16 protein-coding genes are annotated in these 15,084 nt (G+C 70.0%); 9 read left to right on the top strand and 7 right to left on the bottom strand.

Going from position 1 to position 15,084, the window contains the following annotated elements; genetic code table 11:
• Nucleotides 1-52: 52 nt before the first annotated feature.
• The 3 genes from HF323_RS04755 (at nucleotide 53) to HF323_RS04745 (ending at nucleotide 2,946) form a co-directional block, all read left to right on the top strand.
• Nucleotides 53-934: an alpha/beta hydrolase gene (locus HF323_RS04755; RefSeq protein WP_169581454.1), complete on the top strand. Its 882-nt coding sequence runs from the start codon at nucleotides 53-55 to the stop codon at nucleotides 932-934.
• 160 nt (nucleotides 935-1,094) lie between these two features.
• On the top strand, nucleotides 1,095-2,300 hold the full coding sequence (locus tag HF323_RS04750; RefSeq protein WP_169582100.1) for an LLM class flavin-dependent oxidoreductase: 1,206 nt from the start codon (nucleotides 1,095-1,097) through the stop codon (nucleotides 2,298-2,300).
• 1 nt (nucleotide 2,301) lies between these two features.
• Complete coding sequence (locus tag HF323_RS04745; RefSeq protein WP_169581453.1) at nucleotides 2,302-2,946, top strand: FMN reductase; 645 nt, start codon at nucleotides 2,302-2,304, stop codon at nucleotides 2,944-2,946.
• A gap of 3 nt (nucleotides 2,947-2,949) precedes the next feature.
• On the opposite strand, the gene HF323_RS04740 is transcribed toward HF323_RS04745, so the two are convergent.
• The 4 genes from HF323_RS04740 to HF323_RS04725 are packed head-to-tail and all read right to left on the bottom strand — an operon-like array spanning nucleotide 2,950 to nucleotide 6,394.
• Nucleotides 2,950-3,765 (bottom strand): DNA/RNA non-specific endonuclease, encoded by an 816-nt coding sequence (locus HF323_RS04740; protein ID WP_169581452.1) that lies wholly within the window; start codon nucleotides 3,763-3,765, stop codon nucleotides 2,950-2,952.
• Between the two features lie 35 nt (nucleotides 3,766-3,800).
• Nucleotides 3,801-4,478, bottom strand: a complete 678-nt coding sequence (locus HF323_RS04735; protein WP_169581451.1) for a response regulator — start codon at nucleotides 4,476-4,478, stop codon at nucleotides 3,801-3,803.
• Entirely contained in the window at nucleotides 4,475-5,731 is a 1,257-nt protein-coding gene (locus tag HF323_RS04730; protein WP_169581450.1) for an ATP-binding protein, read from the bottom strand. Before HF323_RS04730 ends, HF323_RS04735 begins: the two co-directional genes overlap by 4 nt.
• 30 nt (nucleotides 5,732-5,761) lie before the next feature.
• A complete protein-coding gene (locus HF323_RS04725) occupies nucleotides 5,762-6,394 on the bottom strand; it encodes a YrhK family protein (protein WP_169581449.1) in 633 nt (210 codons plus the stop codon).
• Nucleotides 6,395-6,557: 163 nt separating this feature from the next.
• Between HF323_RS04725 and HF323_RS04720 the strand changes: the two genes are divergently transcribed.
• Nucleotides 6,558-8,009 carry a cation:dicarboxylase symporter family transporter gene (locus HF323_RS04720; RefSeq protein ID WP_169581448.1) on the top strand — a complete coding sequence of 484 codons (1,452 nt, stop codon included), beginning with the start codon at nucleotides 6,558-6,560 and terminating at the stop codon, nucleotides 8,007-8,009.
• 47 nt (nucleotides 8,010-8,056) lie between these two features.
• Here HF323_RS04720 and HF323_RS04715 read toward each other — a convergent pair whose 3' ends face one another.
• Together HF323_RS04715 and HF323_RS04710 are read right to left on the bottom strand one after the other, a co-directional pair.
• On the bottom strand, nucleotides 8,057-8,245 hold the full coding sequence (locus HF323_RS04715; RefSeq protein WP_223169204.1) for a hypothetical protein: 189 nt from the start codon (nucleotides 8,243-8,245) through the stop codon (nucleotides 8,057-8,059).
• Between the two features lie 10 nt (nucleotides 8,246-8,255).
• Nucleotides 8,256-8,438 (bottom strand): DUF5302 domain-containing protein, encoded by a 183-nt coding sequence (locus tag HF323_RS04710; RefSeq protein ID WP_169581447.1) that lies wholly within the window; start codon nucleotides 8,436-8,438, stop codon nucleotides 8,256-8,258.
• A gap of 314 nt (nucleotides 8,439-8,752) precedes the next feature.
• On the opposite strand from HF323_RS04710, the gene HF323_RS04705 reads away from it, so the two are divergent.
• From HF323_RS04705 to HF323_RS04695, 3 genes are all read left to right on the top strand, one after another.
• Nucleotides 8,753-11,032 (top strand): polyribonucleotide nucleotidyltransferase, encoded by a 2,280-nt coding sequence (locus HF323_RS04705; RefSeq protein ID WP_169581446.1) that lies wholly within the window; start codon nucleotides 8,753-8,755, stop codon nucleotides 11,030-11,032.
• A 271-nt stretch (nucleotides 11,033-11,303) separates the two neighbouring features.
• On the top strand, nucleotides 11,304-12,341 hold the full coding sequence (locus HF323_RS04700; RefSeq protein WP_169581445.1) for an aldo/keto reductase: 1,038 nt from the start codon (nucleotides 11,304-11,306) through the stop codon (nucleotides 12,339-12,341).
• A gap of 337 nt (nucleotides 12,342-12,678) precedes the next feature.
• A complete protein-coding gene (locus tag HF323_RS04695; RefSeq protein WP_169581444.1) occupies nucleotides 12,679-13,281 on the top strand; it encodes a histidine phosphatase family protein in 603 nt (200 codons plus the stop codon).
• Here the strand turns inward: HF323_RS04695 and HF323_RS04690 are convergent.
• The gene (locus HF323_RS04690) at nucleotides 13,269-13,763 is read right to left on the bottom strand and encodes a GNAT family N-acetyltransferase (RefSeq protein ID WP_169581443.1); all 495 of its coding nucleotides are present in this window, start codon (nucleotides 13,761-13,763) and stop codon (nucleotides 13,269-13,271) included. The two genes, HF323_RS04695 and HF323_RS04690, sit on opposite strands and share 13 nt — an antisense overlap.
• A gap of 56 nt (nucleotides 13,764-13,819) precedes the next feature.
• Here HF323_RS04690 and HF323_RS04685 point away from each other — a divergent pair, with 56 nt between their 5' ends.
• Both HF323_RS04685 and HF323_RS04680 read left to right on the top strand, forming a co-directional pair.
• Nucleotides 13,820-14,638, top strand: coding sequence for a dihydrodipicolinate reductase C-terminal domain-containing protein (locus HF323_RS04685; protein WP_169581442.1), 819 nt, complete (start codon nucleotides 13,820-13,822; stop codon nucleotides 14,636-14,638).
• Nucleotides 14,635-15,084, top strand: coding sequence for a tetratricopeptide repeat protein (locus tag HF323_RS04680; protein ID WP_169581441.1), 450 nt, complete (start codon nucleotides 14,635-14,637; stop codon nucleotides 15,082-15,084). The genes HF323_RS04685 and HF323_RS04680 overlap by 4 nt, the downstream gene beginning before the upstream one ends.

Here is a 15,084-nt window from a genome sequence, read left to right as displayed (position 1 = left end):
CGCGCGCAGCCCGGTGATCCTCGGGCGGCGCGAGCGGTAGTCTGACCGCGTCATGACGACTATCGACGACGCCCTCGCGCGGGATCGTGCGATCCCCGATCTCGACTGGCGGGTCTTTCCGGACCTGGCCGAGTTCGACGTGTTCGCGGCGCCCAGCGGCGGCCTTGCGCGTGTGCGTCTCGGGGCTCGCGGCGGACCCCGTGTCGTCCTGGTGTCGGGCGTCGCGGGCTCCAAGGAGGATTTCGTCCTGCTCTTCCCGCTGCTCGCCGCCGCGGGGTATCGCGTCGAATCGTACGACCTGGCGGGACACTACGGATCCGTGAACGCAGGCCCCTGGAATCTCGCTCCGCCGCGAGACCACTACGACTATCCCCTGTTCGTGGACGACCTCGTGGCCGTACTCGACGATGGTGAAGGTCCGGCTCACGTGCTGGGCTACAGTTTCGCCGGTCTGGTCGCAGAGCTCGCACTGGTCGAGCGCCCCGACCTGTTCGCGAGCCTCACCCTCATGTCGGCGCCCCCGGCGACCGGACAGGTGTTCCGTGGCGTCAAGCACATCGGGCCCATCTCCGACATGACGCCGCACCGGGCGGCGGGGCTCATCCTGTGGGGCATCCGGTACAACCTCAACCGCACGCCGCCGGGGCGCATCGCGTTCGTGCGCGAGCGCATGGTGGTCACGTCCCGCGCCTGCATCGACGACGTCGTGGCGCTCATGATGCAGACCCCCGATATGGCGGGCGCCGTCGCGCGCATCGACGTGCCGAAGCTCATCGCGGTCGGGGAGCGGGACCTCTGGCCGTCGGAGCAGCACGAGGAGTACGCCGCCGTCATCGGCGCGCGCGTGAAGACCTATGCGACGGGCCACGCTCCGTGCGAGAGCGCGCCGCACCAGCTCGCTCGCGACCTCCTCGCTCTCTTCCAGGAGGCGTGACGGGACGGATGCCTCGAGCCGGGGCATCCGCTCGGGAATAACCTGGAAGACGAGGCGTTGCACGATATACATTCATTTGCATAGATTCGTCTGCGACGGAGAACCCGCCGAGACGCAGAAGCGGAGAGCGATCGTGAGCGACAGCAGCACGTGGGCCGGAATGCAGTTCGGCATCTTCACGGTGAGTGACATCACCGAGGATCCCACCAACGGCACCACACCCAGTGAGGCGGAGAAGATCCGTAACACCATCACTGTGGCCAAGCATGCCGAGGAGGTGGGACTCGACGTCTTCGCCCTGGGCGAGCACCACAACCCGCCGTTCTGGTCGTCGTCGCCCACGACCACCCTCGCGTACATCGCCGCGCAGACCGAGCGCCTCGTGCTCTCGACCGCGACGACCCTCATCACCACGAACGACCCGGTGAAGATCGCCGAGGACTACGCCATGCTGCAGCACGTGTCGGGCGGCCGCGCCGACCTGATGCTGGGCCGCGGCAACACGGGCCCGGTCTACCCGTGGTTCGGCAAGGACATCCGCCAGGGGCTGCCGCTCGCGATCGAGAACTACAACCTGCTGCACCGCCTGTGGCGTGAGGACGTCGTCGACTGGGAGGGCCAGTTCCGCACCCCGCTGCAGGGCTTCACCTCGACACCCCGACCGCTCGACGGGATCCCGCCGTTCGTGTGGCACGGCTCGATCCGCACCCCCGAGATCGCCGAGCAGGCCGCCTACTACGGCGACGGGTTCTTCGCGAACAACATCTTCTGGCCGAAGGAGCACTACCAGCGGCTCATCACTCTCTACCGTCAGCGCTACGCCCACTACGGCCACGGCACGCCCGAGCAGGCGATCGTCGGCCTCGGCGGGCAGGTCTTCATGGCCAAGAACTCGCAGGACGCGGTGAACGCCTTCCGCCCGTACTTCGACAACGCTCCGGTCTACGGTCACGGTCCGTCGCTCGAGGACTTCAGCGAGATGACGCCGCTCACGGTGGGTTCGCCGCAGCAGGTCATCGACCGCTACGCGTCCATGCGCGAGACCTACGGCGACTACCAGCGTCAGCTGTTCCTGATCGACCACGCGGGACTGCCTCTGAAGGCCGTCCTCGAGCAGCTCGACATCCTGGGCGGCGAGGTGGTTCCGGTGCTGCGCAGGGAGCTGCAGCAGAACCGGCCGGCGGAGGTTCCGGATGCCCCGACCCACGCCGGTCGCGTGAAGGCCGCCTACGGCGACGACGCTCCCCGTCAGGCCGTGCCCGGTGCCAATCGCGGCGACAACCTGACGGCCGGCTCGCCGTATCAGGACGCGCCGGTCAAGGCCGGCTCGGCGTTTGGCGCCGCCGCGACGCGGATGGGGGCCTGACATGACCGCACGCCGCATCGCCGTCCTCTCGGCCGGGCTGTCCAACCCCTCGTCCACCCGCATGCTCGCGGACCGGCTCGCCGCGGCGACCGCGAAGCAGCTGTCGGAGCGCGACATCCAGGTGGAGGTCGATGTGTTCGAGCTGCGCGACTACGCGCACGACATCACCAACAACCTCCTCACCGGGTTCGCTCCGCCCGCCCTCGAGTCGATGATCAACGCCGTCGTCTCGGCGGATGCCGTGATCGCCGTGACGCCGATCTTCTCGACCAGCTACTCGGGACTGTTCAAGTCGTTCATCGACGTGCTCGACCCCGACGCGCTCACCGGGAAGCCGGTGCTGATCGGCGCGAACGCCGGGACGGCCCGTCATTCCCTCGCGATCGACTATGCGATCCGCCCGCTCTTCACCTACCTGCACGCAGAGCCGGTGTCGACCGGCGTCTTCGCCGCGTCGAGCGATTGGGGCGCGGCCGGAGATCAGGTCGCTCCGCTGGGTGAGCGAGTCGAGCGCGGTGCGCGTGAGCTCGCCGAGGCGATCGAACGACGTGAGCCCGCTAAGAACGAGGACCCTTTCGATCCGGCGAACTACCTCGGCGAGGGTCGTTCGTTCGGGCACCTGCTCGGCGGCCTGGCCGGAGAGTAGCCCTCACGACACCGCGATGTCCGACGGGGCGCGGAGAAGACGCCAGGCGCCTTCTCCGCGCACCGTCGTGCGCGGGAGCACGTCGGCTTCGACGAGGGGCCCGAGGTCGACCCCGGCGAGCGTCTCGACATCGGCGACCGATGCCTGGAAGGTGCGGAAGGCGCCGAGCCTCGGCACGGCGAGGACGCCGCGGTCGGTGTCGATGAGCTCGCTCTGATCGAGCACGAAGGCGGCCGCCTCCAGCCGAGTGCCCTGATCGGATGCCGCGGCCCACGCCGCCACCTTCCAGAAACGGCGCGGGACGAGCAGCCCCCGGTACTCGGGATCGTCGGGCGCCAGCACCGGAGCCGTGAACACGCTCACCCGCTGATCGGTGGTGTCGGCGTAGGTCAGGACGTGGTCCTCGAGACCGAGCCAGAGCTCTTTCGACTGGTTGAACACCCCCGCCTGGGGCGCCGCGTTGGTGTACGAGAACGTCGCCTCCGTGGCCGCCCGCGCCTCTTCGACAGATCCCCAGCCCGGATCGCGCCGCCGAACCAGGTGGCCGCGGTCGAGGTCATTGTCGGCGTAGATCGACGGCCCTGCCTGCTCGCTCGCCGGAACCCGCGGGTCGAGATACCACTCGCCCGTTCGCGGGAGATCGTGGAGGGTCGCCCCGTCGATGTTGACGCCGGTGACGTTCGCAAGCCGCCGCGTCGGGTCGAGCAGCACACTGAACCGCGGGTAGGTCAGCTCGCGCACGGGACCGTCGCCCAGGGGCGAGGGCAGAGGAACTGTGATGCCCAGGAAGCCGTCGTCGTAACCGGTCGCGTGGCTCATCAGCCCATCCTGCCTGGCTCCTCCGACGCCGGGGCTCAGCGCCGCCGGTACTCCGTCTCCGGGCGGCCGCCGGTGCCGTACCTCGCCGACCGGACGACCGCGCCCGTCGTGGCCAGGTGCTCGAGATATCGCCGCACCGAGACGCGCGACATGCCCAATCGCTGGGCCGCCTCGACGGCCGACACGGGTTCGTGGGCGCGGAGGTCGGCGGTGACGCGTTCGAGGGTGTCCGGCGAGAGCCCCTTGGGAAGCGCCACCGCGGTCGTCGGACGCAGCGCTCCGAGGAGCGCGTCGATCTCGGCCTGCGTCGTGGCGGAGCCCGACGCCTCGCTCGCGCGCCGCCGGTACTCGGCGTACTGCTCGAGGCGCTCGCGGAACATCGCGAACGTGAACGGCTTCACGAGGTATTGCGCGACACCCAGACCGACCATCTGGCGCACCACGTCGGCATCGCGGACGCCGGTGATCGCGATGACGTCCACATCGGCGCCGCGTGCCCGCACGTGACGGAGCACGTCCAGTCCCGTGCCGTCCGGCATCGTGACGTCCAGCAGCACCAGATCGATGCCGTCGCCGTGCTCGAGCACCGCCGAGATCGCGGCGCGGGCACCGGTGCACTCGCCGACGACCGCGAAGCCGTCGAGGCGCTCGAGGTAGGAGCGGTGCAGCTCGAGGGTGAGGGCGTCGTCGTCGACGAGGAGGACGCCGATCACGATCGCCTCGCCGGCAGCGTGACCGAGAACGTGGTCGGGGCCTCGGCCAGGCGAACGCTGCCGCCGGCGCTCCCGACGATCGACCGCACGAGCGCCAGACCCACGCCGCGGCCGCTCGCGTCTGCGGGCTTCGTCGAGAACCCGTGCTCGAAGATGCGCTCCGCGATCTCCGGTGGCACGCCGTCTCCGCTGTCGGACACGTCGACGCTCAGCGACGCGTCCGGTGCCCGTGAGAAGCGCACCCGCACCCAGCGCGGCTCGGTTCCGGATGCCGCGGCATCCAGCGCATTGTCGATGAGATTGCCCACGACCGAGACCGCGTCGACCGGCGTCAGCGCGCTGCGCGGAGCATCCTCGTCGATCTCGGCCGTCCACTCGACCCCCCGCTCGCGGGCCTGTGCGGCCTTTCCCAGCAGCAGGGCGCCGACCGTCGGGTCGCCGTCGCGGCGCGCGGCGACCTGGTCGACGAGCGCCTGGCTCTGGCGGGACGTCTCTGTGAGGATCTCGATCGCCTCGCGGGTCCTTCCGAGCTCGAGGAGCGACACCGCCGTATGCATCCGGTTGCCGTGCTCGTGCGTCTGGGCCCGCAGCGCCTCGCCGAGCGTGCGCACCGATTCGTAGGACGAGACGGCGTCGCGGATCGAGCCGGCGGGAAGATCGCCGGCGACGCGGCGCGTCGTGCGCTGAGCGAGCCACGCGCCGACGAATCCGGCCGCCAGCACCGCGGCGACGATGGCGAGCACGCCCGGCAGGCGCGGCACGATGTCGGAAGCGATGCTTCCGACCGTGACGCCCACCGACACCCAGCCCACGAGTGCGCCGTCGGCGTCGTGCACCGGCGCGATGGTGCGCACCGACGGGCCGAGCGTGCCGGTGAACTCCTCCGTCACCGGCCGCGGCTCCGCGGGAATCGTGCCCAGGTAGGGGCGGCCGATCTCGGCCCGGTCGCGATGAGTGACACGGATGCCGTCGGGCGTCATGACCGTGACGAAGTCGACGCCGGCTTCCTCCATCACGTCCTCGGCGAACGGCTGCAGGTCCGTGCCGGAGCCGGTGAGCCCCTGCGCCACGGCGGGCGTCTGCGCGAGCGTCGCGGCCAGCGCACGGGTCACTTCCTCGGCCTCCGTGCGCGCCGCGCGCTGCGCGTCCAGCACCAGAAGCACGGCGAGCAGCGCGACGAGCACCGTGACGGCGACGGCGACCACGACGAAGACGCGTGACGCCGCGCTGCGCCGTCGTTTCTGTCCGTCCACCGTCTCACTCCTCGCCGGTCTCCTCCATCCTCACGCCTTCGGGATCGTGCGGCGAGACAGCAGCGCGGCCACGAAGAAGCAGAGCGCGCCGATCGCGGTGCCGCCGTTGGCCCACGCCGCGTTGGCGAGGTCGCCCGTCGAGGGAACGACGTAGGCGCCGACGGCGGAGACGCCGAAGGCGACCGATCCGACGAAGTTGAGGAGCGTGCCATGCCAGGTGCGGGAGTCGGGGTCCCACAGGCGACCCCGATCCTTGGTCGCCACGATCGCCAGGAAGCTCGCCACGAGGAACGCGAGCGATCCCCATGCGTCCGGCTTCCAGCCCGCACCGACTTCGGCCGGCTGGGTGACGGCGGCCGCCAGAGCCGCTCCGGTCGAGAGGTTGAAGAGCAGGGTCCCGGCGAACTGGATCGCCGCCGCCCACCAGTCCACGCGGTCCGGCCGCGACATCTCCCGGTGCGGTATCCGGCGCCCGCTCAGGCTCAGCTGGATGAACGCGGCGAGCGTGAAGAAGACCGACCCGGCGAAGAACGTCGCGTTCGTCCCGACGCTCCCCGCCCACGCGGCGTAGAACGGCATCGACCCCGCGAAGAAGAGCAGCGAGCCGACGGCGAACCCCCACGCCTCGCGTCGGAGTCGTCGGGCGGTGGGCGGTGCGTTCATGGGTCCTCCGGACAGGCGGGCGGGGACGGATGCCGAGGCATCCGCTCTGCGACCAATACGACCACAACTCGTCGCCGCGCGCCGGACGGCGCACGCTGGGGCTCACGCCGGGAATGCTCCGGCGCACAGCGGACAGCGAGTGTCCACCACCTTGGAGGCGATGATGGCTCTTTCGACCCGGACGACTTCGTTCACCCTTCCCGGCTTCAACTGGCGCCGCGGCAAGCAGGCATGGGACAAGCACACGTGGCTGTACATGGCGGTGATCGCCGCCGTGGTGCTCGGCGCCGTCGTCGGACTGGTCTGGCCCGATATCGGCGTCGCCCTCAAGCCGCTGGGGGAGGCGTTCGTCGCCCTGATCAAGATGATGATCGCGCCCATCATTTTCTGCACGATCGTGGTGGGGGTCGGATCGATCGCGAAGGCGGCGACCGTCGGCAAGATCGGCGGCCTGGCGCTGCTCTACTTCATGGTGATGTCGACCTTCGCTCTCGCCATCGGACTCGTCGTGGGCAATCTCCTCCACCCGGGCGAGGGCCTCAACATGGCCAACTCGACCTATGAGGCGGCGGGGGAGGCCAAGACGACGCAGGAGTTCATCCTCGGCATCATCCCCACGACCTTCTTCTCGGCGTTCACCGGTGAGAGCGTGCTGCAGGTGCTCTTCATCGCGCTGCTGGTCGGATTCGCACTGCAGCAGATGGGGGAGAAGGGGCAGCCGATCATGAACGCGGTGAAGCACCTCCAGGCGCTCGTGTTCCGCATCCTCGGCATGATCCTGTGGCTGGCCCCGATCGGCGCCTTCGGCGCCATCGCCGCCGTCGTCGGCAACACGGGAATCGCCGCGATCTGGGCGCTCGGCACCCTCATGATCGCGTTCTACATCACGTGCGTCGTGTTCATCGTCGGCGTCCTCGGAACGCTGCTCTACGCGACGACGCGGATCAACATCTTCCGTCTCGTGAAGTACCTGGGCCGTGAGTACCTGCTCATCGTCGGGACGTCCTCGTCGGAGTCGGCGCTGCCGCGCCTCATCGCGAAGATGGAGCACCTGGGAGTCTCCAAGCCCGTCGTGGGCATCACGGTGCCCACCGGGTACTCGTTCAACCTCGACGGGACCGCCATCTACCTGACGATGGCGTCGCTCTTCATCGCCAGCGGCATGGGCGCCCCCATGTCGATCGGCGAGCAGATCGGTCTGCTGGTCTTCATGATCATCGCGTCCAAGGGCGCGGCGGGAGTCACGGGCGCGGGCCTGGCGACCCTCGCCGGCGGGCTCCAGGCCTACCGCCCCGACCTCGTCAACGGCGTCGGCGTGATCGTCGGGATCGACCGCTTCATGTCGGAGGGGCGGGCGCTGACGAACTTCACCGGCAACGCCGTCGCGACGGTGCTGATCGGGTCATGGACGAAGGAGTTCGACGGCAACCGCGCCCGGCGCGTTCTCTCGGGCGGACTGCCGTTCGACGAGACGACCCTGTCGGGCGACGGCCACGATGGAATGTCGGACTCGCGCGACGCCGTCGGCGTGCAGGGTCTCGAAGAGGCCGCCGTCGCCGAGGCCGAGGCCAAGGAGCGCCGCGCTCGCGACCGCGAAGTCGCACTCAGCCGCTGACGCACGAGTGACGGGCCCGCCCTACCAAGGGCGGGCCCGTCGCCGTGTCAGGACGTCGGGTCGATCTCTCCCGACTCGATCGCCGACTCGCGCTCCTCCAGGTCGAGCTCGTCCATCTGGTCCTCGACGGACTCCATCGGGTCGAGCGTCGCGGGCGGCAGCTCGAACTCGATGTCGTCGTCGAGGGGCACATCCCGCTCGTCGTCGGGGATCCGCTCGCGGAAGTCGCTCATCATGAGCCCTTCATCAGCCGCTCTTGCGGCGGAACTCGCGCTTGGTGACCGCTCCGTGCGTGCCATGGACGGCGGAGTCGCCGTCCATGTGGGCCTCGCCCTCGCGGTGCTGTGCGTTCTTCTTGTCGAGTGCTTCCTTGAACTTGCGCTTCATCTCTTCGGACGCCGCGCCCGCCGGCTTCTCGTCGGTGCTCATGACCCCACCCTAGGCACCGGCGGTGCCTCGGCACCAGGGCGCCGCGTCGCAACGCGGGTCACTGGTAGGATCGCAAAGGCTGCCCTCGAGGCATCCGCTCAATTCAACATGAGCTCACGGAGCAGGCCGGCAGCTAGCTGGTCCCCTGTGGTGGTCTCCTCGTCGCTGCGGCGCCGGGTGGATTTCTACTGGTGGCCAGTGCTGGCGCGAATCCGCGGCTATCGCCGCGCGCCGAGATCTGCCTGTTCCTGCTCCTTCACGAACGCTCGCGCGTCACACGGACCCGCGAGCTTAAACAAAGAAGGAGGGACCTCTTGGAAGGTCCAGAAATCACCGCAGCCGAAGCCGTCCTCGACAACGGACGCTTCGGCACCCGCACCGTCCGGTTCGAAACCGGACGCCTCGCCCAGCAGGCCCAGGGAGCGGTCGCCGCTTACCTCGACGAGGAGACGATGCTGCTGTCGGCCACCAGCGCCGGCAAGTCGCCCCGTGAAGGCTTCGACTTCTTCCCGCTGACCGTCGACGTCGAGGAGCGCTCCTACGCCGCGGGCAAGATCCCCGGCTCGTTCTTCCGCCGCGAGGGCCGTCCCTCGACCGAGGCGATCCTCGTGTGCCGCCTGATCGACCGCCCGCTGCGCCCGTCGTTCGTCGACGGCCTCCGCAACGAGGTGCAGATCGTCGTCACGGTGCTCTCGATCGCCCCGGGCGAGTTCTACGACGCCCTCGCGATCAACGCCGCATCGCTGTCGACCCAGATCTCCGGGCTGCCGTTCTCGGGCCCGATCGCCGGTGTGCGCCTCGCGCTCATCCCCGGCCACGGCGAGAACGCCGACCAGTGGATCGCGTTCCCGACCGTCAGCCAGCTCGAGGAGGCCGTCTTCGACCTCATCGTCGCCGGCCGCGTGCTGCCCGACGGCGACGTCGCGATCATGATGGTCGAGGCCGAGGCCACCGAGCACAGCTGGAACCTCATCAAGGCCGGCGCGACCAAGCCGAACGAGGAGATCGTCGCCCAGGGCCTCGAGGCCTCGAAGCCCTTCATCAAGCAGCTCGTCGAGGCGCAGAACGTCGTCGCGAACACCGCTGCCAAGGAGGTCAAGGAGTTCCCCGTCTTCCTGCCCTACAGCCAGGAGACCTACGACTTCGTGGCCGGCCGGGCATACGACAAGCTCGTCCCGATCTACCAGATCGCCGACAAGCAGGACCGCCAGAACGCCGACGACGAGCTCAAGGACGCGGTCAAGGCCGAGCTCCTCGCCGCCGTCGAGTCCGGGGAGCTCCCCGCCGTCGCAACCCTCGAGTTCAGCGCGGCCTACAAGTCCGTGACGAAGAAGATCGTCCGCGGCCGCATCCTCGCCGAGGGTGTCCGCATGGACGGACGCGGCCTCGCCGACATCCGCCCGCTCGACGCCGAGGTGCAGGTCATCCCGCGCGTCCACGGCTCGGCGATCTTCCAGCGCGGCGAGACGCAGATCCTCGGCGTCACGACGCTGAACATGCTCAAGATGGAGCAGCAGATCGACTCGCTCTCGCCCGTCACGAGCAAGCGCTACATGCACCACTACAACTTCCCGCCCTACTCGACCGGTGAGACCGGCCGTGTCGGCAGCCCGAAGCGTCGCGAGATCGGGCACGGCTTCCTCGCCGAGCGCGCCCTCGTCCCGGTGCTGCCCAGCCGCGAGGAGTTCCCCTACGCGATCCGTCAGGTGTCGGAGGCCCTCGGCTCCAACGGCTCGACGTCGATGGGTTCGGTGTGCGCCTCCACCCTGTCGCTGCTCAACGCCGGTGTGCCGCTTCGTGCGCCGGTCGCGGGCATCGCGATGGGTCTCGTGTCGGACGAGGTCGACGGCCAGACGCGCTACGCGGCGCTGACCGACATCCTCGGCGCCGAGGACGCCCTCGGCGACATGGACTTCAAGGTCGCCGGCACGAGCGAGTTCGTCACGGCCATCCAGCTCGACACGAAGCTCGACGGCATCCCGTCGTCGGTGCTCGCCGCCGCGCTGACGCAGGCCAAGGATGCGCGCCTCACGATCCTCGGCGTGCTCAACGCCGCGATCGACGGTCCGGACGAGATGGCGCCCACCGCGCCGCGCGTCATCAGCGTGCAGATCCCGGTCGACAAGATCGGTGAGCTCATCGGGCCCAAGGGCAAGACGATCAACGCCATCCAGGACGAGACCGGCGCGCAGATCTCCATCGAGGAGGACGGCACCGTCTACATCGGCGCCACCGACGGCCCATCGGCTGAAGCCGCGCGCGCCCAGGTGAACGCGATCGCCAACCCCACCAACCCGGAGGTCGGCGAGCAGTTCCTCGGCACCGTCGTGAAGATCGCGACGTTCGGCGCGTTCATCTCGCTCCTGCCCGGCAAGGACGGCCTGCTGCACGTCAGCGAGGTCCGCAAGCTCGCCGGCGGCAAGCGCGTCGAGAACGTCGAGGACGTCCTCGGCGTCGGTCAGAAGCTGCTCGTCAAGATCACCAAGATCGACGACCGCGGCAAGCTGTCGCTCGAGCCGGTGCTCGAAGAGGCCGCCGACCAGGAGGGCTCGGCTGCCGCGAGCGAAGGCCCGGAGGCTCCCGCCGAAGGCTGATCCGCCACGTCTGTCCGGATGCCCGTCTCTCCCGTCTCGGAGGGGCGGGCATCCGGCGTCTCGGCGTCGATGTCGTGACGCGGACGCCGCGGGTCCCGGCGGGGCCCTGATCCGCCGAGGCGTGACCAAAGCGTTATGCAATGTTTACCGACCGTACGCGTCAGCGCACGGCCTTGTCCCCGGACTGCCCTACCCTCATAGATACGCGCCGGGGGGTGCGGAATCGGAGATCACGGAGAATCCTGCGGGAGTCCCCGTGCGGGGGTGACTCATGGCTTTCTTCGGCGTTGACTCGACGCTCTCGTCGTCGAGCCGCAACGCCGCCCCCCACGCTCCCGGGGTTCACCCCTCCGCCCCCATCCCGGTGCAGGGGCCCGGCGTCGGCGCGAACGTCCGCGTCCCGCTCGGCGAGAGCGGCTTCGACGTCTTCCCGCTGATCCTCGGCGGGGCCGAGTTCGGGTGGAACGTCGATCTGGAGTCGAGCCACGCGATCCTCGACTCGTACGCCGAGCTCGGCGGCAACATGGTCCACACGTCCGACAGCTTCGCCGCGGGTCGCAGCGAGCACATCATCGGGCAGTGGATGCACTCGCGCGGCCTGCGCGACGACATCGTCCTCGCCGTGCGCGTGGGCGGTCACCCCGACAACCCCGGGCTCGGCCCGGTGAACCTGGTGCGGGCGGTCGAGGCATCCCTCACCCGCCTGCGCACCGATCGCATCGACGTGCTGTCCCTCGACGCGACGAGCGACTCCGCGTCGGCGCTCGAGGACACGCTCGCCACGGCCGAGTGGCTCGTCGACAGCGGCAAGGTGCGAGCGGTCGGCGCGATCGGATACACGGCGGCGCAGCTCGTCGAGGCCCGCATCTTCTCGTCGGCGGGCTTCCCGCGGATCACCGTTCTCGACGTTCCCTTCAACGTGCTGCGACGTCACGAGTTCGACGCAGACCTGCGGCTGGTCGCGGGTGCCCAGAACATGGCGGTCACGCCGTCGCACGCGCTGGAGCACGGCTTCCTCGCCGGGCGCCAGCGCACGCGCCTGCGCGGCGCGCTGTCGGTGCGCGGCGCGCAGTTGGCCGCCAACCTCAATCGGCGCGGCAGTCGCACGCTGCGCGCGCTGGACGCGGTCGGGGGCGAGCTGGGCGTTCCCGACGCAGCGGTCGCCGTGGCCTGGCTGCTCGCGCAGAAGCTCGTCACGGCGCCGATCGTGAACGCGTACGCCCCGGAGCACATCGAGGAGCTCGTGCAGGGCGTGGGCGTCCGGCTCAGCCGCTCGCAGCTCGCCGAGATCGCGCGCGCCGCGCAGTAGCGCGCCTGCGCCGCTCATCCCGGCGCTCGGGCCGACCGCGCGCGTTCGTCTGCTGTACCCGCGCCACCGGACGATCGGGCGCGGAGGCGGCGGCGCAACGGACTGCGGCGCAACGGACTGCGGCGCATCGCGCGAAGGTGCGACGAGGGGAGGAGATGTGACGACGGGAGGAGCGATGCCGGGTCATCCGTCCTCCCTCCCTGACATCTCCTCCGCTCGTTGCGCTGCCTGCCCTGTATCCCCACGCGCCGCCGCTTGGACCTGCGTCCGCGAAGCGGTGTCGTAGGGTGGAAGACGTGTCCCGTCGGGGCACGCGATCCCCGACGGAGTGAGCTTTGTGACGCACTACATCTACCTCGTGCGGCATGGCGAGCACCAGGATGCCGAGCACGGACTCGTCGACGGCCCGCTGTCGCCCCGCGGTCGGCGGCAGGCCTCGCTCCTGGCCGATCGACTCTCCGGCGTGCCTTTCGATGCCGTGTGGCACTCGCCTCTCGAGCGAGCGAGTCAGACGGCCCGGGCCGTCCAGGAGCGGATGCCGTCGCTCGAGCCCGTGCCTTCGGCACTCCTGTTCGACTGCGTGCCGACCGGGATGACCGACGAGACACCGGCGGTGTTCGAGCCGTTCTTCGGCTCGGTCACCGAGGCCGAGATCGAAGCCGGGCGGGCTCAGATGGCGGACGCGGTCAGCGAACACCTGGCTCGCAAGCGGGGCGAGGTGCACGAGCTGCTCATCACCCACAACTTCGTCATCGCCTGGTTCGTCCGCGAGGTCCTGCAGGCTCCCGAGTGGCGGTGGATGACGCTCAACCAGGCGCACTGCGGCCTGACCGTCATCGCTCAGAAGCAGGGCCGCCCGTGGACCCTGCTCTCGCACAACGACATGGCGCACCTCCCGTTCGAGCTGCGCACCGGCCTGCCCGAGGTCTACCCCGTCTGAGCCCCCGGCTCGAGCACCTTGCCGTACCAACGGGAGGCGTTGGGGTTGTCGTTGTAGCGGTCGATCGCCGTGAACCCCGTGCTGGCGTACAGTGCGGCGGCGGCCTCGAGCGAGTGGTGGGTGTCGAGCACGAGCTCGCGGGCGCCGAGGGCGCGGGCGCGGGTCTCGAGGTCGTCCATCAGCAGGCGGCCCCAGCCGCGGCCGCGGGTCTCGGGTCGCAGGTACAGGTGCTTCACCTCGTAGCGCGTGCCGTGCGGACCGTCCGGGATGTGTCGGATGCCTCCGCAGCCGACCGGTCGGCCTTCATCGTCATCCACGATGACGAAGACGCCCGCCGGCGGCGCGAACGCAGCCGGCGCGGGAAACGTCGTGGTGTAGGCCACATCGAGCTGTGCGAACCCGTCGGTGCGGGCGCGGAAGTACTCGGCGAGCAGCTCGTGCGCGTCTGCGGCGTCGACGGGTGATTCACGAAGAGAGACCACCGCACCAGCCTAGGCGCGCCAGGGGCGCCCGATCGGCCCCGCCTAGGATGGAGAGCATGACGACACGCGTGGCCATCGTGGGCGGCACCGGCAAGCTGGGCGGGATCATCCGCGACGTGGTCGAGCGTGAGGACGAGTTCGAGGTCGTCGCCGTGCTGTCGTCGCGATCACAGCTTCACGAGCTCGCGGGCGCCGATCTGGTCGTGGATGCCTCGACCCCCGCGGTCTCGATCGATGTCGTGCGAGCGGCCGTGGAGCGCGGCATCAATGTGCTCGTCGGCACCTCCGGGTGGTCCGCCGAACGGATCGCCCTCGTGCGGCCGCTCGTGGAGGCTGCCGGCACGGGTGCCGTCTTCATCCCGAACTTCTCCTTGGGCTCTGTCATCGGCTCGGCGCTCGCCGCCGCGGCCGCGCCCTACTTCCCGTCGATCGAGATCGTCGAGGCGCACCGCGAGACGAAGATCGACTCGCCGAGCGGGACCGCCGTGCGCACGGCGGAGTTGATCGCCGCAGCGCGCAACGAGGTCGGCCCGGTCGAGTCCCCGCACGTCGACCAGCGCGCTCGCGGCCAGCAGGTCGCCAGCGTGCCGATCCACTCGCTCCGCCGTCCCGGGGTCATCGCGAGGCAGGAGGCGATTCTGTCGGGCGCGGGGGAGTCGCTCACGATCGTTCACGACACCATCGAGCCGGCGCTGGCGTACGGCCCCGGCATCCGGCTCGCGCTCGCCGCTGCGAGAGAGGCGACCGGCATCGTCGTGGGGCTGGACAGCTTCCTCGACATCGGCATCCGCCGGCCCGGATCCGTCGCCGCCGACGCGAGGCCGCTCGACGAGGGTGACGTCCCCGGGCAGGTGGCGCGGGCCACGGGAGTATGAGCGCACGCATCGGCGTCGCCGTGATGGCGGTGCTGCTCGCAGTCTACATCGCGCTCGTCGCGCAGCGAGCGTGGCTGCTGCTGATGAGCGGCGATCCCGTGGGGGTGCTCATGGGTGCGGCGCTGGTCGTGCTGCCCCTCATCGCCGCCTGGGCGCTCGGTCGCGAACTGTGGTTCGGAGTGCGTGCCGAAGCCCTGGGTCGGCGGCTGGAAGCCGAGGGGGCCCTCCCTCGAGAAGAGGTCGACGTTCTCCCCAGCGGACGCATCGTGCGCTCCGAGGCCGACGCCCTGTTCCCCGCCTACCGCGCCGCCGTCGAAGCCAGCCCGGATGATTGGCGCGCCTGGTACCGCCTCGGGCTCGCGTACGACGCCTCGGGCGACCGCCGACGCGCGCGCGAGGCGGTGCGCCGGGCGATCCGGCTGGAGCGCGCGAAGCGCCGCGGCTGA

Source organism: Microbacterium sp. MF43, assembly GCF_012847295.1.
Classification (GTDB): Bacteria; Actinomycetota; Actinomycetes; order Actinomycetales; family Microbacteriaceae; genus Microbacterium.
This window is presented reverse-complemented; position numbering and strand designations above follow the sequence as displayed.

Bases quoted from the DNA above. Each gene is read 5' to 3' on its own strand.
- HF323_RS04755 (WP_169581454.1), top strand. From the start codon at position 53: ATGACGACTATCGACGACGCCCTCGCGCGGGATCGTGCGATCCCCGAT.
- HF323_RS04750 (WP_169582100.1), top strand. From the start codon at position 1,095: ATGCAGTTCGGCATCTTCACGGTGAGTGACATCACCGAGGATCCCACC.
- HF323_RS04745 (WP_169581453.1), top strand. From the start codon at position 2,302: ATGACCGCACGCCGCATCGCCGTCCTCTCGGCCGGGCTGTCCAACCCC.
- HF323_RS04740 (WP_169581452.1), bottom strand. From the start codon at position 3,765: ATGAGCCACGCGACCGGTTACGACGACGGCTTCCTGGGCATCACAGTT.
- HF323_RS04725 (WP_169581449.1), bottom strand. From the start codon at position 6,394: ATGAACGCACCGCCCACCGCCCGACGACTCCGACGCGAGGCGTGGGGG.
- HF323_RS04720 (WP_169581448.1), top strand. From the start codon at position 6,558: ATGGCTCTTTCGACCCGGACGACTTCGTTCACCCTTCCCGGCTTCAAC.
- HF323_RS04715 (WP_223169204.1), bottom strand. From the start codon at position 8,245: ATGATGAGCGACTTCCGCGAGCGGATCCCCGACGACGAGCGGGATGTG.
- HF323_RS04710 (WP_169581447.1), bottom strand. From the start codon at position 8,438: ATGAGCACCGACGAGAAGCCGGCGGGCGCGGCGTCCGAAGAGATGAAG.
- HF323_RS04700 (WP_169581445.1), top strand. From the start codon at position 11,304: ATGGCTTTCTTCGGCGTTGACTCGACGCTCTCGTCGTCGAGCCGCAAC.
- HF323_RS04685 (WP_169581442.1), top strand. From the start codon at position 13,820: ATGACGACACGCGTGGCCATCGTGGGCGGCACCGGCAAGCTGGGCGGG.
- HF323_RS04680 (WP_169581441.1), top strand. From the start codon at position 14,635: ATGAGCGCACGCATCGGCGTCGCCGTGATGGCGGTGCTGCTCGCAGTC.